Here is a 17,317-nt window from a genome sequence, read left to right on the forward strand (position 1 = left end):
GGCTTCTCGGCCCCAGCGGGCGTATATCCCGCGCTGGCCGGGATTTAATCTGTCGTGTCGGAGGACATAAAGCCGTAACTGGCTCCCCGGGGCTGGATTCGAACCAGCGACCATTCGATTAACAGTCGCATACTACCTGTGGGTGTTGCATGACATGGCCAGACATGTCCGGACCTGTAACGAAATCAGTAGCTTACGGGAGACATTGAAGTCCGAACCGCTCTCAGGTCACGTCCGCCAAAAGTTCGAATGGTCGCCGAAGCGAACGCAAAAATCGGCGAGCAATCGAATGGTCGGTGCTAGCGGGCGTTCCAGCCCGCTCGTCTTCACGCCGACGTTGCTTTTAATAGCGGCGATCCACCCGGAACTCGCACCCGCGCAGCATTTTTGATGAACTCGCCAGTGGTGAAAAGTGGCTGAACTGGAAATTTAGTTCTGCTTCGCCCAACATGCCGCCGGGTAGGGGAAACAGAGATGGCTAACATCATGCAGTTCCGCGTCTGGATAACAAGACGGCGCTGGCAATTTTCCGAGAGCTTCAAGCCACCGTCACGCCTAACGGCATGTCGCTGCAAGCTGCGGGTGCCGATCCAGTGAATCTGCTATCATCAGATTAGCAGCGAAAAGAAATTCCGGCCAACAAAGCTGGCGGGCTCAAATGCGCTGACTTATGTCGTCGGCACTTATGCGAGCTATACTAGCTACACGACCCGCATTCAGAAGTATAATCTGAGTTGAGATCGATGCGGTTCATTGCGACTTGATGCCGAATGCCCAACGCGTCAACAATTGCTTTGGAGCAAACGAGCTGAGAGAAACGTTTTCCGGCTCGAAAACGACATCGCCGAAACGCCTGCAGACACAATCGAAGGGATGCGGGCAAAAGTGCGATGTGCCGAACTTTGGAGGCACGGTGAGAAAGTCGACAGCATTCCTGGCGGCTGCGAGGAAGCGATGGCGGTGTCGATCTTCGCCGACATTCAGCACATCGCGGCGAGGGCATTGTCCTAATGTTGTTTCCGGGCCCGCCGGTTCACGCTGGCGGGCCTTTCGAAAGGGGACGTGTCATGCCTAGAGCGTAGCACTCTAGCTTGCCGTGATGCGAGCTTTATGCTCGACTGCCGGCGCGTCCTTTTTCCAAGTTAAGGGAGAGCTGTGCATGAAGAAAATAATTCTTGTCGGTCTTGCGATCTTCGCTGTCTCCACTTCTGGCGCTTTGGCAGCCAAGAAAACGACGAAGCCGAAGGCACCTGCCGCCGCCGCCACGACCACGAACACGGGTGGCGCAGCTCCGCCCATGTTGGGCCAGGTTAGTGCCGCTGACCGCGAGCTATATGAGAAAAATCAACGCGACTCCGGCATGAAGAAGAAGTAGAGGGACAAGCTGCTCCAGCGCGCGCTTGCGCGCGCTGGATGGGCCTTAAGAAAGTAAGGCCGCCTCAGTTGGCGGCCTCTTTCATTCCAGAACCTCGTACTCAAAGGCCACGCCCTCAGGATCGTTCTCCTCGAACCATTTTTCTGCAGCATCCACGTTGGCGAGCACCTTGACGTGCTCGGGATCGCCGACCTGCTTGCTGGTGTTGACGTAGACAAAGACGGTCATTGGTCCCTCTTGAGCTTCCGTTTGCCCAAGTGGGTATCTTTCCGATCGGGATTGAACACCCGCTCGACATGACGGTTCAGCGCCTTCATGACTCCGATCCGCGCCATCATCGTCGGGCCGCCGCTCCCCGCAACAAGGATTAGCGCCTCCATAGCGGCCTGCCATTCGGGGGCGGAGTGCTCGGCCTTGGGCAACTTCGTGATGTAGCTGGCGGCATCCCTCAAGGTGAGGAGCCACCGGCCATCTGGAAGCGGTATTGGATCCTCAAACGAGGTGGACCAGGGCAATAAAATCTACTCGGGCAATGATCTTGCTCGGGCGCCGTGCAGAGGGGCTCATTCGAACGATGAAGGAGCGCTATGGACCTAGATCACGTCCGTTCCGAAATCGAGCATATGTGCCTCCAGGTCGGAAGGCATGGTAAGGAGATCCTGCCAGCTTCAGCGCGCCGGCATCTCGACTGCGTCGGCTGAGCTGTTGCTAGTCAGGATGCTGGCGAAGATCGAAGACCTTTGCGCCGAGCGGGACCGGCTCAACAAGCCGTACGGGGTTGGGTAAGGGCGATGGCTGACGTAACGGCCGACCTAAAACGGAAGTCGCCCGTCCGCAATACTTTCAAAACAGATAGAAGGTCCCGATCAGCAGGCCCGCAGAAAAGGACCAAAGCCCCAAGGTGCAGACCGACACGATGCGCACGAGGTTGCGAATCTGCACCTCGAACTCCTCATCCGTTGTGTCATGGAAACTAGCAGCCATTGGCGCTGTCCTGCCCCAGCAGGCGTTGGACGGATGTATGCAAGAATCATGGTGAAGGTGGGGCATTTGCGCCCGGCCCCGGGCCGGAGTCGTTCCCCATGTTCGCAATGGTCAGGGCCGCTTCAGTCAATGCTGCTGCCGAACTTATTGACCTTGGCTGAGATCGAAACAACGGCGGCGAACGTAGCGACCAGCACCAGCACCGCCGCCGGCTGCCATGAGCGTAATCACGGCTCACCTGGCGTGTGCAAAGAGTGTGCACGCCCTAAAGCGTGCGCTGAAGGGGAGCAGATGAAGCCCGATCTAAGTGATTGATTTGATTTGGCTCCCCGGGCTGGATTCGAACCAGCGACCATTCGATTAACAGTCGAATGCTCTACCGCTGAGCTACCGAGGAACAGGCGAAACAAGGTTCGCGAGCGGGCAGCGTATAACAAAGCCTTTCGGGCTTGCAAAGGACCAATTCACAGGCTGCGCGCTTGCTTGAAGCGGGGCGGGAAAGCTCCTGTGCTACAACCATTTGTCGTTGTTTTTGCCCCGGATAGGCGGTGGCTGGAACCAGGCAGGCGCAAATCCGTCATACACAGGTGTGATCGATCGGGCCGCCAATTCGACGCAATCGCCCAAAAGGTTCGATCGGTCCGGGTTTCATGGGAGCTGATTCGATGCCAGCCAATGCGACCGACCTGATACGCGCGGTTCCTTCGATCGTCCCAAGCGACATTCCCGCCATGAGTGACGACGAATGCCTGTTTCGGCTCGCGCAAGCCATTGAAGCGCATGATACCGAGCACCTGGATCATGATACCGAGCACCTGGATGAAGTCGCGCGGCTGATCGCCCGGCTCGCCGTGGCGATCGAGTAGGCGACTTTCAGGCGGCTTGCCCGCGCCACCGGCGGCGGCTCGGCAGCAGCCGCCCGCATGTTGCGTTTTGCCGGAGCTTGTACCAAAGATGACGCGGTTTCAGCTCTTTCGGCGGCCATGCCGCATGCTCTCAGGATCTTAGCCTATGTCCGGTTTTGCGACCGCGCGCCAGAAAATGGTCGATGGTCAGGTACGTCCGAGCGACGTGACCGATATCCGAATTCTCGATGCCATGCTGGCGGTGCCGCGCGAGGCCTTCGTTCCCGAAAACAAGCAGGCGCTGGCCTATCTCGATCTCGATCTCGATGTCAGCGAAGGCGGCGCGGCCAAACGGTTCCTGATCAAGCCGGTGGTGCTGGCGAAGATGCTGCAGGCGGCTGACATCAAGGAGAGCGACCGCGTCATGGTGGTCGGCTGCGCCACCGGATACGCCGCCGCCGTGATCGCCCGATTCGCTCCCCAGGTGACCGCGACCGAGAGCGATTCGGCGCTGGCAGCGAAGGCGCAGGCTAGCCTGGCCCGCAATGGCTGTGGAAACGTGACGGTCCGCCCCGCGGCGCCAGCCGATGGCGACGCGGCAGGCGCGCCTTATGATGTCATCGTGCTGAACGGCGCGACCGAGGTCGTGCCGGAGCAGCTCTACCGGCAATTGCGCAGCGGCGGCCGATTGGTGGGCGTCTTTGCGATGTCACGGCCGGCACGGGCTACCATTGTGACCGCTTCGCATGGCGATTTCGGTCGCCGGACGCTGTTCGATGCCGCCGCCCCGGTGCTGCCCGGCATGGAACTTGTTCCGGCCTTCGTTTTCTAGCGTTTCAGCCGTTTCCACGCCCAATATTCGCCCTTCGCGGCCGGCTAAATCCCCTTCGAAATCAGAAGTGTGGCACGATTGCCCCACGTGAAGAGTTTCGACGGCGTTTGCTTGCGGAGTAGTTCCGTCCAGCCTACGTGCGGACTAAGGTGAGCCGGGACTCACTTCGAGTGAAGCGACGTTCGGTTAAGGATCATGTGCAACCATGATCATGGGCCGGGCGACCAAAAAAGATTGGATTGCTTGGGATGCGTGGGGTGAAGGAATTTGCCGGAGCTGCGGCTTCGGCCCTTCTATTAGTATGCATGGGCTCGACGCCCGTCTTGGCCGACACGATTGAGGCGGCCCTGGTGCGCGCGTATCAGAACAATCCGCAGCTCAACGCGCAGCGCGCGCAGGTGCGCTTCACCGACGAGAACGTGCCGCAGGCGCTGTCGGGCTACCGGCCGAGAGTCGCGGTCACCGCGAGCGCCGGCGTCCAATACACCGACAGCCTGACCCAGACCGGCGACCTCAATGTCGGGAGGGTCCCCCCGATTAACGGCACCAACGCGCCGCGCAGCGTCGGTGCCACCATCACGCAGACGCTCTTCAACGGCCAGCAGACCGCGAACAGGACCAGGGCGGCCGAGGGGCAGGTTTCCGGCGCGCGCGAAGCCTTGCGCGCACTCGAACAGACCGTCTTGCTCAGTGCCGCGACAAGCTACATGGACTATCTGCGCGATTCCGCGATCGTCGAGGTGCAGAAGAGCAACGTTCGCGTGCTAGAGCAGACGCTCAAGCAGACGCGCGACCGCTTCAACGTCGGCGAAGTCACCCGTACCGACGTCGCGCAGTCGGAAGCCCAGCTTGCCGCCGGCAAGACGCAGCTCCTGACCGCGGAAGCCAATCTGACGACGACGCGATCGAACTTCCGCCGCATCATCGGCAACGAACCCCAAAACCTTGCGCCGGGCTCGCCGGTCGATCGCTTCCTGCCATCGACGCTGCCGGCCGCCGTCGAGCTCGGCCTGACGCAAAATCCGAACGTCACCGCGGCGATGTTCGGCATCGACGTCAGCTACCTCCAGGTCAAGGTGGCCGAAGGCGCGCTGTTGCCGACCGTCACGTTGCAGGCATCGGTTCAGCAGTCCTATGAGCAGAGCCTGATCCAGTACCGCGCGTTCGGCGCGTCTGCGATCACACAGCTTTCGGTGCCGATCTATCAGGGCGGCGCCGAATATTCGCTGATCCGCCAGTCCAAGGAAACGGTGGCGCAGCAGCGCCTCGTTCTCGACCAGACCCGCGACCAGACCCGCGCCAACGTGGTCACGGCATGGGGACAGCTCGTCGCCGGCAAGGCGCAGGTGCAATCGGCGCAAGCGCAGGTGACGGCGTCGGAAATCGCGTTGAACGGCGTGCGCGAGGAAGCCAAGGCCGGACAGCGCACCACGCTCGACGTGCTGAACGCACAGCAGGCGCTGGTCAACGCGCGCGTTGCGCTCGTTACCGCGCAGCATGATCGGGTGGTTGCGTCATACTCCGTGCTGAACACGGTCGGCCGGCTGTCGCCGACCGTGATGAACCTGCCCACCACGGTCTATGACCCGAGCGTGCACTATCATCAGGTGCGCGATAGCTGGGCCGGCGTTCGCACACCCGACGGCCGCTGATCTCCGAGTCGATTTCCGCACAGGCGGGATGAAATCGTCGCCCGGCGCCTGAAGCGCCGGGCGCTTTGCTTGCAATCAATTGTGGCCATGACGTACCGTTTCCGGGGCGAGCTGAGCGATTCGTGGCCCGCGTCTTTGCATCTCACGGACGCGTGTCGGAATCGTTTTGAGGGGAGCAGGACCTGCGCGCGATGCCGCGGGCGGGCTTGATCTGGGGACAAGTCGGGCTTGTGCGATGAAAATCCCGGCCTGCATATCCGGAACCGGCAATTCCTTCGTGGCTTTGGTGTAAAATGGTTTCGATGTGGAGTCGGAGATGACGCAACCTGCAAAGGTCCAAGAGCCCTCGATGGAGGAGATTCTGGCGTCGATCCGTCGCATCATTGCCGACGACGAGGCTAAGCCTGCGGCTGCCGAAAAGCCGGCGAGCGCGCCGGCCGCCGCGAAGCCGGCCGTGATGAAGGATATCCCGCCGTCGGCGATCGCTCCGGCGCCGAAGCCGGTTGCCGCGCCGAAACCAGCCCCGCCGCCACCACCGCCTGCGCCCGAACCGGCCGCCAGCAACAACCAGGACGACATCGACGCGATGCTGGCGAGCCTCGATGCGGCGACGCCCGAGGCGGATATCAGGCCGGCGGCGCCCGAGGCCGATGTTTTCGAACTCACCGACGAGATGGCATTGCCCGAGCCTGCACCAGCCCCCGCCGCGACAACATTCAGCAAGGTCGATCCGCAGGACGACATCGAATTCACCGAAGCCAAGGCGTCACGTCGCCAGCCGGCCTATGAGCCGCCGTTCGAGAGCGCGCCAGCGCGACCGATTTTATCGCATTCAACCGTCTCCGCCGTGGAATCCGCCTTCAACTCGCTGGCCAATACCGTGCTGAGCAACAACGCGCGGACGCTGGAAGATCTGGTCAAGGAAATGCTGCGGCCAATGCTGAAATCCTGGCTGGATGACAATCTGCCGGGACTGGTGGAGCGGATCGTCAAGGCCGAAATCGAACGGGTTTCGCGCGGCGGGCGCTAGTCCCAAAGCTGCGTTGAGGCTGCATCAAGGCCGCCCCGGCGGGCGTCGATCGCCAACCCCATCCTTCAAACCGGCGTTACCTCGGGTCCCCGCTGCCCTGAACCCGCGTTGTCAGGTTGACTTGAGGCGCTGCGGCGGCTTTCTAGGGGCGCGGCCCGGCGCCGATCGCATCCAAACCGGACGCTACCACGTTGATTTAATTTACATTCTTTGAGAGGACCGGCGACGGTTTTGCTCAAGGGCGCCCCCACCATCTCCAATTGCAGTGCCATGATCGAGAAAAACTACCAGCCCGCCGATATCGAGAGCCGCACGTCCCGGATCTGGGAGGAGAGCGGTGCGTTCAAGGCCGGCCGCCCGGAACGAAAGGACGCCGCGCCGTTCACCATCGTGATCCCGCCGCCGAACGTGACGGGCTCGCTTCATATGGGCCACGCACTGAACAATACGCTGCAGGACATTCTCTGCCGCTTCGAGCGCATGCGCGGCCGCGACGTGCTGTGGCAGCCCGGCACTGATCACGCCGGCATCGCGACCCAGATGGTGGTCGAACGGCAATTGATGGAACGGCAGGAGCACCGGCGCGACATGGGCCGCGCCAAATTCCTCGAACGTGTCTGGCAGTGGAAGGCCGAGAGCGGCGGCACCATCGTCAACCAGTTGAAGCGGCTGGGCGCCTCCTGCGACTGGTCGCGCGAGCGCTTTACGATGGACGAAGGCCTGTCGCGGGCCGTCGTGAAGGTGTTCGTCCAGCTGCACCGCGAAGGCCTGATCTACAAGGACAAACGGCTGGTCAACTGGGATCCGAAGCTGGTGACCGCGATCTCCGATCTCGAGGTGCTGCAGGTCGAGGTCAAGGGCAGTCTCTGGTACCTGCGCTATCCGATCGAGGGCAAGACGTTCAGCCCCGACGATCCCTCGACTTATGTCGTCGTGGCGACGACGCGGCCCGAGACGATGCTCGGCGATACCGCCGTTGCGATTCATCCGGACAACGAGCGGATCGGCCATCTGATCGGCCAGCACGTCATCCTGCCGCTGGTCGGCCGCCGCATCCCGATCATCGGCGACGACTATGCCGACCCGGAGAAGGGATCCGGCGCGGTCAAGATCACGCCGGCGCACGACTTCAACGACTTCGAGGTCGGCCAGCGGCACGGCCTGCCGCAGATCAACGTGTTCGATCGCGAGGGCTGCATGGCCCTCGTTGGCAATGAGGATTATCTGCGCGGATTGCCCGAGGGCGCGGACCAGTTTGCAGAAGAATTACAGAGCGTCGAGCGCTTCGCCGCGCGCAAGCAGATCGTGGCGCGGCTGGAAGATTTCGGCTTCCTGGAGAAGGTCGAGCCGAACACGCATGCGGTGCCGCATGGCGACCGCTCCAACGTGGTCATCGAGCCTTATCTGACCGACCAGTGGTATGTCGACGCCAGGACCATGGCGCAGCCGGCGATCGCGGCTGTCCGCTCGGGCGCGACCAGCTTCGTGCCGAAGAACTGGGAAAAGACCTATTTCGAATGGATGGAAAACATCCAACCCTGGTGCATCTCGCGCCAGCTCTGGTGGGGCCATCAGATTCCCGCGTGGTACGGGCCCGACGGCAAGGTGTTCGTTGCCGAGACCGAAGAGGAAGCCGTCGGCAACGCGCTCGGTTACTACGTCGAGCAGGAAGTCATCACGGAAGAGCAGGGGCGCGAGATGGCGCTGGACCCTGCCAAGCGCGAGGGATTCATCGTCAGAGATGAAGACGTGCTCGATACCTGGTTCTCGTCAGGCCTGTGGCCGTTCTCAACGCTCGGTTGGCCGGATGAAACGCCGGAGGTGAAGCGCTATTACCCGACCAACGTCCTCGTCACCGGCTGGGACATCATCTTCTTCTGGGTCGCCCGGATGATGATGATGGGCCTGCACTTCATGAAGGAGGCGCCGTTCTCGACCGTCTACATCCACCGCCTGGTTCGCGACGAGAAGGGCGCGAAGATGTCGAAGTCGAAAGGCAACGTCATCGATCCGCTCGGCGTCATCGACGACTTTGGCGCGGACGCGCTGCGCTTTGCGCTGGCGCGCGGCGCGGCCCACAACCACGACATCAAGCTGTCGCCGCAACTCGTCGAAACCAATCGCAATTTCGCGACCAAGCTGTGGAATGCCTGCCGCTTCGCCGAAATGAACGGCTGTGAGCAGCCCGCAGGCTTCGATCCGAGAGCGGCAAAGGAGACGCTGAACCGCTGGATCGCGCATGAGACCTCGCGCGCCACACGCGAGGTGACCGAGGCGATCGAGGGCTATCGCTTCAACGATGCAGCCAATGCGATCTACCGCTTCGTCTGGAACGTCTATTGCGACTGGTATGTCGAACTCGCAAAGCCTGTGCTGATGGGCGAGGAGGGGGCCGCGAAGGCCGAGACCCGCGCCATGACCGCCTGGGCACGGGACGAGATCCTCAAGCTGCTGCATCCGTTCATGCCCTTCATCACCGAGGAGCTCTGGGCGGTGACGGCAAAGCGCGACGGCCTCCTGGTGCTGGCCGAATGGCCGCGCAAGGCGAGCGCGGTGACCGAGGAACAGATCGCTTCGATGGCGCTGGCAGGACCTGGCGACCCGCTGATCGCGCCCGTCATGGCCGCGCTCGACGCCGGCGATTTCAGCGATCCCGCGGCCGAGGCTGAAATCGGCTGGGTGGTCGATCTCGTCACCGCCATCCGTTCGGTGCGCTCGGAAATGAACATTCCGCCGGCCACCTTGATCCCGCTGGTGCTCTCGGGTGCGTCCACGGAGACCCAAGGGCGCGCGCAGCGCTGGAACGACACCGTGAAACGCCTGGCGCGTCTGGCGGATATTTCCTTTGCCGATCGCCCGCCGGAAGGCGCGGTGCAGTTGCTGGTGCGCAGCGAGGTGGTGGCGCTGCCGCTGAAAGGCGTGATCGATCTTTCCGCGGAAAAGACGCGGCTCGACAAGGAAATCGTCAAGGCCGACGCCGACATCAAGCGCGTCGACGCCAAGCTCGGCAACGAGAGATTCGTGGCGAACGCGCCGGAGGAGATCGTCGAAGAGGAAAAGGAAAAACGCGAGGCGGCGGTGGCGCGAAAGGCGAAATTGCAGGAAGCGTTGGAACGCTTGAAGATGGCGTCCTGACTCAAGGCGCTGAACCATCCCCGTCATTGCGAGCGAAGCGAAGCAATCCATGGCGCGGCATAACGGATAGATGGATTGCTTCGTCGCTTCGCTCCCTTGCGCAAACGCTTCGCGTTTGTCGCAGGCAATGACGGCTGAGGTAGCATCAGTCACCATCGAGGACCGATCGATGCTGGACCACGTCTCCATCACAGTCTCAGATTTCGCCGCTGCCGAGCGCTTCTACGACGCGGTCATGAAAGCACTCGACGTCGTCAAGGTCGGAAGAAGCGACCGCTGGCTCGGCTATGGCGAACGGGCTGACGCGGAGCATCCGGATCGCGTCTACATCGCCATCTACAAGGGTGCGAAGCCGGACGAGGCCACCAGCCGGCATTGGTGCTTCAAGGCGAAATCGCGAAGCGAGGTCGACGCGTTCTGGCACGCCGGCATCTCTGCCGGCGGCACCGACGATGGGCCACCCGGCCTGCGCCACTATCACGCCGCCTACTATGGCGCCTTCCTCCGCGATCCCGACGGCAACAAGGTCGAGGCGGCGTGCCATCGGGCGGGCTAGCCGCGCGATGGTTGTCGGGATCAGGCGTTTACCCTCGGCTAGCCTCAGACGAACAGAAAATCGCCGGCGCGGAGCTCGCTCAACGTCATGTTCCGAATCTCGATCGTATTATTGGCGTCGACTGTAATCACGACGCTCGTGCCAACCTCGGCCATGTGCGATTGCAGCGCGCTGAAGTCGGCAAACACCGTCTTGTCGAACTGAAGGATGTCCTGCACACCATCGGTGTTCTGGAAGTCGGCAACCGTGTCCTTGCCGAAGCCCGCAGCGAAAACGAATGTATCATTGCCGGATCCCCCGGCCAGATAATCGTTTCCGCCGCCACCGATCAGCCGATCGTTGCCGCTGCCGCCATACAGGAACTCGTTGCCCGTGCCACCCTGCAAGCTATCGTTGCCCTCGTCGCCGAACATTTGCGTTGCCGCCGTGCCGCCTTTCAGTTGGTCGTCGCCGGCGTTGCCGTGCATGATATCCAGTCCGCCGCCACCGGAGAGATAGTCGTTGCCGTCTCCGCCACTCATGGCGTTCGCCGCTCCGCTGCCGTAAAGCTGGTCCTTGCCGGCGCCGCCGTCGAGCAGGGCACCGGTGTCGCCGGTGCTGGCCTTGATAATATCGTTGCCGTCGTCGCCATAGAGTTGGTCCGTCGCCGTGGCGATGCCGGCGCCGCTGTTGATGGTGTCGTCGTCTGCCCCGCCGTGGATCACGTCCGCGCCGGGGCCGCCGGTGGTGGTGTCGTTGCCCGCGCCGCCCTGGATCGTGTCCTTCCCAGCGCCGCCGCTGATCACGTCCTTGCCTGCACCTCCGTCAAGAATGTCATCATCCGTCGACGAGCCGAAGAACAGGTCCTGGTGAGCAGTCATGTCATAGTGGATGGACTTGTTCTGATAGAGGTTCCAGGTTCCAGGCGAACTTGGATTGACGCCGTCGGAGACGGCAAGATGCTCGCCGTTGACCGTAATGTCCTTGATGTAGAGATTGCGGTCGCCATTGGCGTTGGCAACATCGTTGATGAAGGCGAGATCAAGACTCGACACTGTCGCCGGGTTGGCGAAGGTGAATGTGAAGGTCTGGAAGCCCGATGCGTCGGTGGCGCCGTGGAACTCGACGGTGTTGCCGACCTGCTGCCCGTTAATCAGGAGCTGCATTTTGGCGCCGACGCCGTCGACGACGGAGCTGTAGCCCGTCACCGTGACAGTGGTCTCCGTGAGTTTCGGAATGGTGTCCGGGCCGCCGGTAATGGTGTCGTCGCCGCCGTCTGCCTTGATCGTGTCGTTGCCCACCCCGCCTGACAGCACGTCATTGCCGCCGCCGACATCCATCAAATCGGCAGACGGAGACCCCGTCAGATTCTGGCCGGGCGGCTGGTGCTGACCTCCGTACCATTCGGTAATCAACTGCTGCGCAGGCTTGTCTTGGGGCGAGTAGCCGATCGGCGAGTATTTGTTGTTCGTATCCCAGTTCCAGATCGACGCGCCCCTGAACCAGCTTCCGCCTTCCGATCCCCACACCTGAAAGAAGGCGTTGAAGGCGTCATATTGCTCCTGGAGGTCCTGCGTCGTGCCTTCGGCCCAGCCGCCCGGCCTGATATTGGTTCCGTCGACGCTTCGATAGCCGGTTTCAGTGAAGAACACCTGCTTGTCGTACTGCAAGGCGAGGGAATGGAAGAAATCGACCGGCGACATGTGATTCATCGCCTTCGCCCAGTAGTCGTCCGTGGACATGCTGTTCCACGCATCGACCATCTCCTCGACGGTCGGCTCGGTTGTCGTCGTTAGCGGCGGATAGGCGTTGATTCCGATGACATCGACCTTGTCCCAAAAGCTGACATTGATGGCTTCGTCGGTTGCGGCTGCATAGGTGATCTCGCCATGGAACACGGCGCGTATGGAATCGATGAGGTCGACCCAGTAGCTTCGATACTGGGGTCCGGAGAGCTTGCCGAGTTCATTGCCGATCGAGAGCATGGTTACGCCGGCCTGCTCGGCGAGTTCTGCCATGTGGATCATTTCGCTCTTGTAGGAAGCAAAGAAGGCGGCGGGATCGCTCGGAACAAGTGCGTATGCGAGCGTACCATCGAGGGCTGAGACCATGGGCTTCAACGTAACCGAGAGCCCGAGCGCCTCCCCATTTGCCGCAGCCTGAAGAATATTGGCGTCGCTCTCGGTCTTGCCGGGATCCGCGAAGACATCATTCGACGTCCTGGTCTCCATAAAGAGCCGCGGCGCGAGCTCGATCGAGTTTGCATTGGTACTCGCGATCGCCTGCATGGCGGCGGACGCGGAACTGGTGACGAATGCACCATTGTAGTTGGAAAGGAATCCAAATCCTTGAACAGGAAATACACCCGCCATCGTACAGCTCCTCTTCTTTTGAAGTTATTGTTGCTGTTTGGTGGCTCCTTCGTCTGCGCAAATTCACCACTCTGCATGTTCCGCACGTTCGACGCAGCACAATTTGTGAGCACTTCACTCGCGCAAAGCGAAACAGCAGACCACACTTACGTGTTCAACGTGGGCGTGTCGTGACGGGATTGAGTCGATGTTGCGACTGTTGAAAAAGCGATGCTCGTTGTTAGCGCATCGTTACAGATTCTGCTCAAACCGAAAACGCTTGCAAGGGAAGTTCGAGCGTAGCAAGCGCAGCTCGGATGAGCGAAGCGACATCCGGGTCTGATTAGCCCCGCAAGTCGCTTCGCCATGCGAGCCGCTTGCTGAAGATGGCGTCATAGTCGCCCAGCTCCGTCATTGCGAGCGGAGCGAAGCAATCCATTTCTCCGCTTGCCGAGTGGCGACGGTGTCGAGGAGATCAATTGAGTGCACCGTCACCGCAACTTCCATCCGGATCGCGTCTACATCGCCATCTACAAGAGCGCGGGGCCGAACGAAGCCACCAGCCGGCATTGGTGCCTCAAGGCGAAGTCACGAAGCGAGGTCGACGCGTTCTGGCACGCGGGTATCGCTGCCGGCGGCACCGATGACGGCCCACCCGGCCTGCGCCACTATCATGCCGCCTACCACGGCGCATTCCTCAGGGATCCCGATGGCAACAAGGTCGAGGCGGTCTGCCACCAGGCGGTGTAGCAAGCGCAACACGTCGCCCCCACAGCGAGACTCTTTCGTGCTGTCATTTTAATCCCCATCAGTTTTGTATGGCTAATTAGATCCTGACCAGTCCGAGGTTCTTATTTGAACCCGGTCAAAGGCGGCTCTTCGATTCAGACTTGATGATATCAGGCGGTCATCAATGCAGACTTGGACTTCCGATGATAAGTCATGAAGCCAACGCCTGCAAAGCCGAGGTACGCATTCGCAGAGAGAGCTCGTTGGCATCTTCTTGCGAGAATAATTGGTCTCTCGCCGGCGGCCGTTAAATTCCCGTCGATGGGATGTCAATCCCGTCAATGATGCTATGGGCATGAACAACGCCAGTCGCATGTCCGCATTATCCCCTGTAGCCGACGTCAGCGGCCGCCGGTTCATTGGCCGTTAGGTGACCAAGAGTCGCCATTCCCAGGATGCTTTTTTTATCCATCTCATGGGTTTTCCGAGGTCAACGCGGGTAAATGAACTCGCGGCAACTCCGACGCTGCTTTAGTTGTTCCGCAGAGGCTTCGGCCCAGAAGGTGGCGGTAAAGAAACTCGATCTCGTCCGCGACCACTGCCTCGTGGGGCGGCCCGTCGTAGATGTCGAAATGATCGACGCCTGGATAGAGGCGGAGTTCACCTTTCGGGGCTTGGCGCGCGGCCTCAATTGCTGGCCCCGGCTTGGCAACCTGATCGTCCGCACCGACGCAAACCAGCCAGGGACAATGCAGCGAGGCGGCATGTTGGATTGGACTATATGGAGGACCTAGCAGCCAAGACGCCGAGACTCGATTCCGCCATCGGGATTCCTCGCCGATTGCAACGACACGACGCCAACCGACCTCGGCTCCGGGCGCGCTGATGAGCGCTGCCTGATCGGGCTGACCAACCGCAGGCAAATAGCGACCATCGGCCGCCGCCGCCTTCATTTCCTTCACGACGTGCGGAGGTCTGCTGTAGGACTGGGTGTTCCTGTCGAGCATCGGAACCTGGCTGATCGCCGCGGCCACCTTAGGATCCGCCGCTGCAGCGGTAAGCGCGTGGCCCCCGCCCGACGAGGAGCCGAACGTCGCCACCCGTTCGCCATCGATATCGGGCAGAGAGCGCGCAAATGCGATGGCGGCGCGCCAGTCATCCAACTGACGAGAAGGTTCGTACAGGTCCGGCTCGCCCGTGCTGTCGCCAAAACCTCGATAGTCGAAAACGAGCGCCGCGATGCCGGCGGCCGCAAACCGTTCGGCGAACGCGCCAAGACGGTCTCGGCGTGTGCCGGTCAATCCATGGGCCATGACGATGATAGGTCTCGCACCCTGGTCAGCCGCGGTCGGGTAAAACCACGCAGCGCATGCATCCTGGCCGGAGGCGAACGTTAAGTCCTTGCGAGTCATACTCATTGAACTTGTCCTCCTTGATTTTAGTAACGGCTTGCGGCCAGGCGGCGAATCGAACCGGGAATAACCCCGGTCCGACTCGTTTCTGGATGGGTGTCTCCGACCTCGTCAGAAACGACCATCACGATTGATCAGGCCGCACGCAAGATGTTGAGCTGCTGCAGGGCGGTCGCGCCGTCGTCCAGGCCGACCTCTTCCGCGATTTTGCCGTTCTCGACGCGGAGCACGGTAATTCCGGTGAAGCGCATTTTCCGACCGGAAGCTGCCGGCAATGATCCGATGATGAAGTCATCGAAAGCGGAGCCAGTGTGTGTGCCGCCGCCTTCCCAGCGACCGACGACGTAATCGCCTTCCGCGATCAACTCCGCGGCGCCCCAGAAGTTCAGATCGGGAAACGCATTGCGGAATCCAATCATGAATTCCTTCACATCCTTGCGACCACGGCGCGGTTCATGCAGTGAATACTGCAACAGCATGCCAGGCGCAGCCAGCTCGTCGACGATATCGGGGTTCCAAGGATTGCCCCAGAACTCCTTGAACCAGCGGCCCACGATAGCTTTGTTTTCCTCTTCCTTCGACATTCGCAACTCCTTCTCCATTGTGTGCGCCGCGCTTCGTAAGCGAAACGTGCGCCGCGGCCTTCAGCGGTAAACTCAGATCCGCGTTCAAATTCTTGCCGCGTGGCATCGTCTTCTCACCTAGTGCACGACTGATGTTCCAACCACCCGTTTTCCGACGCGGAAGAATTTTCGCTATCTTTCGGGAGAAGCAGTCCGCTGAAATTACAGGCAGGCTTGAGAAGGCGCTGCCTCTTGCGCTCGATGTCTCTATGCTCATGCGGGCTGCTTACTTGCTACAGGCAGTCGAAATCATAGGTCCGCGCCGCTGCGCCAATGCGCGATTTTCTCCTGCAACTTCAAGCTGATTTGCCCTGTCCAGCCTCGGCCGCAAAAATATTCCGCTTCGCGCTAGACCCAAATCACCCCTACAACCCCCGCCATCCCGTCCCGAGAAGAGGGGCGTTGGCCATCGTCACGAACGTTGGGACGGGTTGCGGTGGACGCGGCAGCGTCAGGCGCGAAACAGGTTCGCAGGGCGGTTATCCGTGAGCGAGCACGACGCGCAGACGAACGGCGCTTAAGCGCTTTCGTCAGAAGTTTGGCCGGCGGCACTGGCTGGCTGGATGGTTTGGCGGAGGAAGCTGCGTACGGCAAAACCGTGTGGTCCTGACGCCCGTGGCTGGTGTCAAGTCGGCGAAGGTTTGTAAAGCTCAACCGGGCGATGCGAACCGTCAATTCGTCGGCGATGGAGGCAAGAGGAATTCGTCTCCAGGGAGAGCGCGGCATAAGCCGTAAGACCATTGCGCAGGGAATGCCGGGCTGCTCCGGCTGTACCTGTATGCTCGTGTGCGCATTCTTGAGTGCATCTTGCACACGAGATCGCGGGTGCTAGCCGGCACCCGGCATTCCCTGTGCCCTCTCACTTTCGGGGGTAAACTTCAAGCAAGCCTCGGGTGCATCGTGCCGCGAGAACGCGAAACTGTGTCAGCTGTCATTGCGAGCGAAGCGAAGCAATCCATCGTGCCGCAAAGGAAGTAAGAATGGATTGCTTCGCTTCGACAGCAATGACGTGGAGAGGGCGCGGCGTACTGGATACCCCGCGTTTGCGTCGGTTATGACACCTCCCGGTAGCATAGGCTCATGCTCCAATTGTCAGAACGGCTTGCTCAAAAACCTCGATCCCTTCAGTCCGTAGCGCCACGGCAGGTCGACCGCTTTTGTAATTCCAATCCGCACCCCGGCGGCGATCTCGGGTTTGCCGAGCCGCGCATGCAGCGCGAACGGCGGCTGATCGAGCGGCAATTCGCTGTGCTTGATCGTGATGCCCAGCGCCTCGCAGAGTTTGCCAGGCCCCGAACACAGCGCGCGTTCCTCCTGCAAGCCCCGGCGGCGGCGCATCGCAGCTACCCCGTGGGTCGGCTGCAGCGCGCGGATCAGCACGGCGCTGGCCGAGCCTTCCGCCTCGCACACGAAATTCGCGCACCAGTGGATGCCGTAGGAGCGGTAGACATAGGCAAAGCCCGGCGGGCCGAACATGATCCGGTTGCGTGGTGTCGGCCCGCGGAACGAATGCGCGGCCGGGTCCAGATGGTGATAGGCCTCAACCTCGGTGATCATGCCGCCGACGCCGTCGACCAGAAGCGTCGCCCCGATCAGGTCGGGCGCCACCTCATGCACGCTGCGGTTAAAAAACGAGCGCTTCAGCAGCTTGCCGAGGCGAGGGGCGGCGGCATCGGCCGGCTTCGGATTTTGAGACATTTTCAGGTGGGAATCACGGCGGAACGGGTGAAAAGCGCTGATATCTTGCACGTTTCTGCTAGGTTCGGCGAGGGCTGGGTTGCAGCTGGCGGCGACACGGATTAGCTAGGGTTTCT

Annotated in this window: 15 protein-coding genes, 1 tRNA gene and 1 pseudogene; 9 read left to right on the plus strand and 8 right to left on the minus strand. The window is 61.2% G+C overall.

The window, feature by feature from the left end; translation table 11 throughout:
• Nucleotides 1-753 precede the first annotated feature (753 nt).
• Both V1286_RS15295 and V1286_RS15300 read left to right on the plus strand, forming a co-directional pair.
• Nucleotides 754-1,011, plus strand: coding sequence for a hypothetical protein (locus tag V1286_RS15295; RefSeq protein ID WP_334480707.1), 258 nt, complete (start codon nt 754-756; stop codon nt 1,009-1,011).
• Between the two features lie 148 nt (nt 1,012-1,159).
• A complete protein-coding gene (locus tag V1286_RS15300; RefSeq protein WP_334480708.1) occupies nt 1,160-1,375 on the plus strand; it encodes a hypothetical protein in 216 nt (71 codons plus the stop codon).
• Nucleotides 1,376-1,456: 81 nt separating this feature from the next.
• Here the strand turns inward: V1286_RS15300 and V1286_RS15305 are convergent, their stop codons facing one another.
• The 4 genes from V1286_RS15305 to V1286_RS15320 all read right to left on the minus strand — a co-directional run bounded on the left by V1286_RS15305 (nt 1,457) and on the right by V1286_RS15320 (nt 2,756).
• Nucleotides 1,457-1,603: a hypothetical protein gene (locus tag V1286_RS15305; RefSeq protein ID WP_334480709.1), complete on the minus strand. Its 147-nt coding sequence runs from the start codon at nt 1,601-1,603 to the stop codon at nt 1,457-1,459.
• Nucleotides 1,600-1,827: a hypothetical protein gene (locus tag V1286_RS15310; RefSeq protein WP_334480710.1), complete on the minus strand. Its 228-nt coding sequence runs from the start codon at nt 1,825-1,827 to the stop codon at nt 1,600-1,602. Before V1286_RS15310 ends, V1286_RS15305 begins: the two co-directional genes overlap by 4 nt.
• A gap of 391 nt (nt 1,828-2,218) precedes the next feature.
• Nucleotides 2,219-2,359 carry a hypothetical protein gene (locus tag V1286_RS15315; RefSeq protein ID WP_334480711.1) on the minus strand — a complete coding sequence of 47 codons (141 nt, stop codon included), beginning with the start codon at nt 2,357-2,359 and terminating at the stop codon, nt 2,219-2,221.
• 322 nt (nt 2,360-2,681) lie between these two features.
• A tRNA-Asn gene (locus tag V1286_RS15320) sits at nt 2,682-2,756 on the minus strand.
• A gap of 268 nt (nt 2,757-3,024) precedes the next feature.
• On the opposite strand from V1286_RS15320, the gene V1286_RS15325 reads away from it, so the two are divergent.
• From V1286_RS15325 to V1286_RS15350, 6 genes are all read left to right on the plus strand, one after another.
• Nucleotides 3,025-3,225 (plus strand): hypothetical protein, encoded by a 201-nt coding sequence (locus V1286_RS15325; RefSeq protein ID WP_334480712.1) that lies wholly within the window; start codon nt 3,025-3,027, stop codon nt 3,223-3,225.
• 145 nt (nt 3,226-3,370) lie between these two features.
• Entirely contained in the window at nt 3,371-4,036 is a 666-nt protein-coding gene (locus tag V1286_RS15330; protein WP_334480713.1) for a protein-L-isoaspartate O-methyltransferase family protein, read from the plus strand.
• Nucleotides 4,037-4,284: 248 nt separating this feature from the next.
• Complete coding sequence (locus tag V1286_RS15335) at nt 4,285-5,688, plus strand: TolC family outer membrane protein (RefSeq protein WP_334480714.1); 1,404 nt, start codon at nt 4,285-4,287, stop codon at nt 5,686-5,688.
• Between the two features lie 316 nt (nt 5,689-6,004).
• Nucleotides 6,005-6,718 carry a PopZ family protein gene (locus V1286_RS15340; RefSeq protein WP_334480716.1) on the plus strand — a complete coding sequence of 238 codons (714 nt, stop codon included), beginning with the start codon at nt 6,005-6,007 and terminating at the stop codon, nt 6,716-6,718.
• A 270-nt stretch (nt 6,719-6,988) separates the two neighbouring features.
• Nucleotides 6,989-9,853, plus strand: coding sequence for a valine--tRNA ligase (locus tag V1286_RS15345; RefSeq protein ID WP_334480717.1), 2,865 nt, complete (start codon nt 6,989-6,991; stop codon nt 9,851-9,853).
• 169 nt (nt 9,854-10,022) lie between these two features.
• Complete coding sequence (locus tag V1286_RS15350; RefSeq protein WP_334480719.1) at nt 10,023-10,409, plus strand: VOC family protein; 387 nt, start codon at nt 10,023-10,025, stop codon at nt 10,407-10,409.
• A 44-nt stretch (nt 10,410-10,453) separates the two neighbouring features.
• Here the strand turns inward: V1286_RS15350 and V1286_RS15355 are convergent, their stop codons facing one another.
• Nucleotides 10,454-12,760 (minus strand): glycoside hydrolase family 113, encoded by a 2,307-nt coding sequence (locus V1286_RS15355; RefSeq protein WP_334480720.1) that lies wholly within the window; start codon nt 12,758-12,760, stop codon nt 10,454-10,456.
• A 561-nt stretch (nt 12,761-13,321) separates the two neighbouring features.
• On the opposite strand from V1286_RS15355, the pseudogene V1286_RS15360 reads away from it, so the two are divergent.
• Nucleotides 13,322-13,489 (plus strand): annotated as a pseudogene (locus V1286_RS15360) (VOC family protein); the annotation flags it as partial.
• A 452-nt stretch (nt 13,490-13,941) separates the two neighbouring features.
• On the opposite strand, the gene V1286_RS15365 reads toward V1286_RS15360, so the two are convergent.
• The 3 genes from V1286_RS15365 to V1286_RS15375 all read right to left on the minus strand — a co-directional run bounded on the left by V1286_RS15365 (nt 13,942) and on the right by V1286_RS15375 (nt 17,201).
• Nucleotides 13,942-14,886, minus strand: a complete 945-nt coding sequence (locus V1286_RS15365; RefSeq protein ID WP_334480721.1) for an alpha/beta hydrolase — start codon at nt 14,884-14,886, stop codon at nt 13,942-13,944.
• Between the two features lie 128 nt (nt 14,887-15,014).
• On the minus strand, nt 15,015-15,464 hold the full coding sequence (locus V1286_RS15370; RefSeq protein WP_334480723.1) for an ester cyclase: 450 nt from the start codon (nt 15,462-15,464) through the stop codon (nt 15,015-15,017).
• A 1,131-nt stretch (nt 15,465-16,595) separates the two neighbouring features.
• Nucleotides 16,596-17,201 (minus strand): DNA-3-methyladenine glycosylase, encoded by a 606-nt coding sequence (locus tag V1286_RS15375; RefSeq protein ID WP_334480724.1) that lies wholly within the window; start codon nt 17,199-17,201, stop codon nt 16,596-16,598.
• Nucleotides 17,202-17,317: the final 116 nt, after the last annotated feature.

It is taken from the genome of Bradyrhizobium algeriense, from assembly GCF_036924595.1.
GTDB classification, from domain to species: domain Bacteria; phylum Pseudomonadota; class Alphaproteobacteria; order Rhizobiales; family Xanthobacteraceae; genus Bradyrhizobium; species Bradyrhizobium algeriense.

Coding starts and splice junctions, on each gene's coding strand:
- V1286_RS15300 (WP_334480708.1), top strand. CDS start 1,160: ATGAAGAAAATAATTCTTGTCGGTCTTGCGATCTTCGCTGTCTCCACT.
- V1286_RS15305 (WP_334480709.1), bottom strand. CDS start 1,603: ATGACCGTCTTTGTCTACGTCAACACCAGCAAGCAGGTCGGCGATCCC.
- V1286_RS15315 (WP_334480711.1), bottom strand. CDS start 2,359: ATGGCTGCTAGTTTCCATGACACAACGGATGAGGAGTTCGAGGTGCAG.
- V1286_RS15325 (WP_334480712.1), top strand. CDS start 3,025: ATGCCAGCCAATGCGACCGACCTGATACGCGCGGTTCCTTCGATCGTC.
- V1286_RS15330 (WP_334480713.1), top strand. CDS start 3,371: ATGTCCGGTTTTGCGACCGCGCGCCAGAAAATGGTCGATGGTCAGGTA.
- V1286_RS15335 (WP_334480714.1), top strand. CDS start 4,285: ATGCGTGGGGTGAAGGAATTTGCCGGAGCTGCGGCTTCGGCCCTTCTA.
- V1286_RS15340 (WP_334480716.1), top strand. CDS start 6,005: ATGACGCAACCTGCAAAGGTCCAAGAGCCCTCGATGGAGGAGATTCTG.
- V1286_RS15345 (WP_334480717.1), top strand. CDS start 6,989: ATGATCGAGAAAAACTACCAGCCCGCCGATATCGAGAGCCGCACGTCC.
- V1286_RS15350 (WP_334480719.1), top strand. CDS start 10,023: ATGCTGGACCACGTCTCCATCACAGTCTCAGATTTCGCCGCTGCCGAG.
- V1286_RS15355 (WP_334480720.1), bottom strand. CDS start 12,760: ATGGCGGGTGTATTTCCTGTTCAAGGATTTGGATTCCTTTCCAACTAC.
- V1286_RS15365 (WP_334480721.1), bottom strand. CDS start 14,886: ATGAGTATGACTCGCAAGGACTTAACGTTCGCCTCCGGCCAGGATGCA.
- V1286_RS15370 (WP_334480723.1), bottom strand. CDS start 15,464: ATGTCGAAGGAAGAGGAAAACAAAGCTATCGTGGGCCGCTGGTTCAAG.
- V1286_RS15375 (WP_334480724.1), bottom strand. CDS start 17,201: ATGTCTCAAAATCCGAAGCCGGCCGATGCCGCCGCCCCTCGCCTCGGC.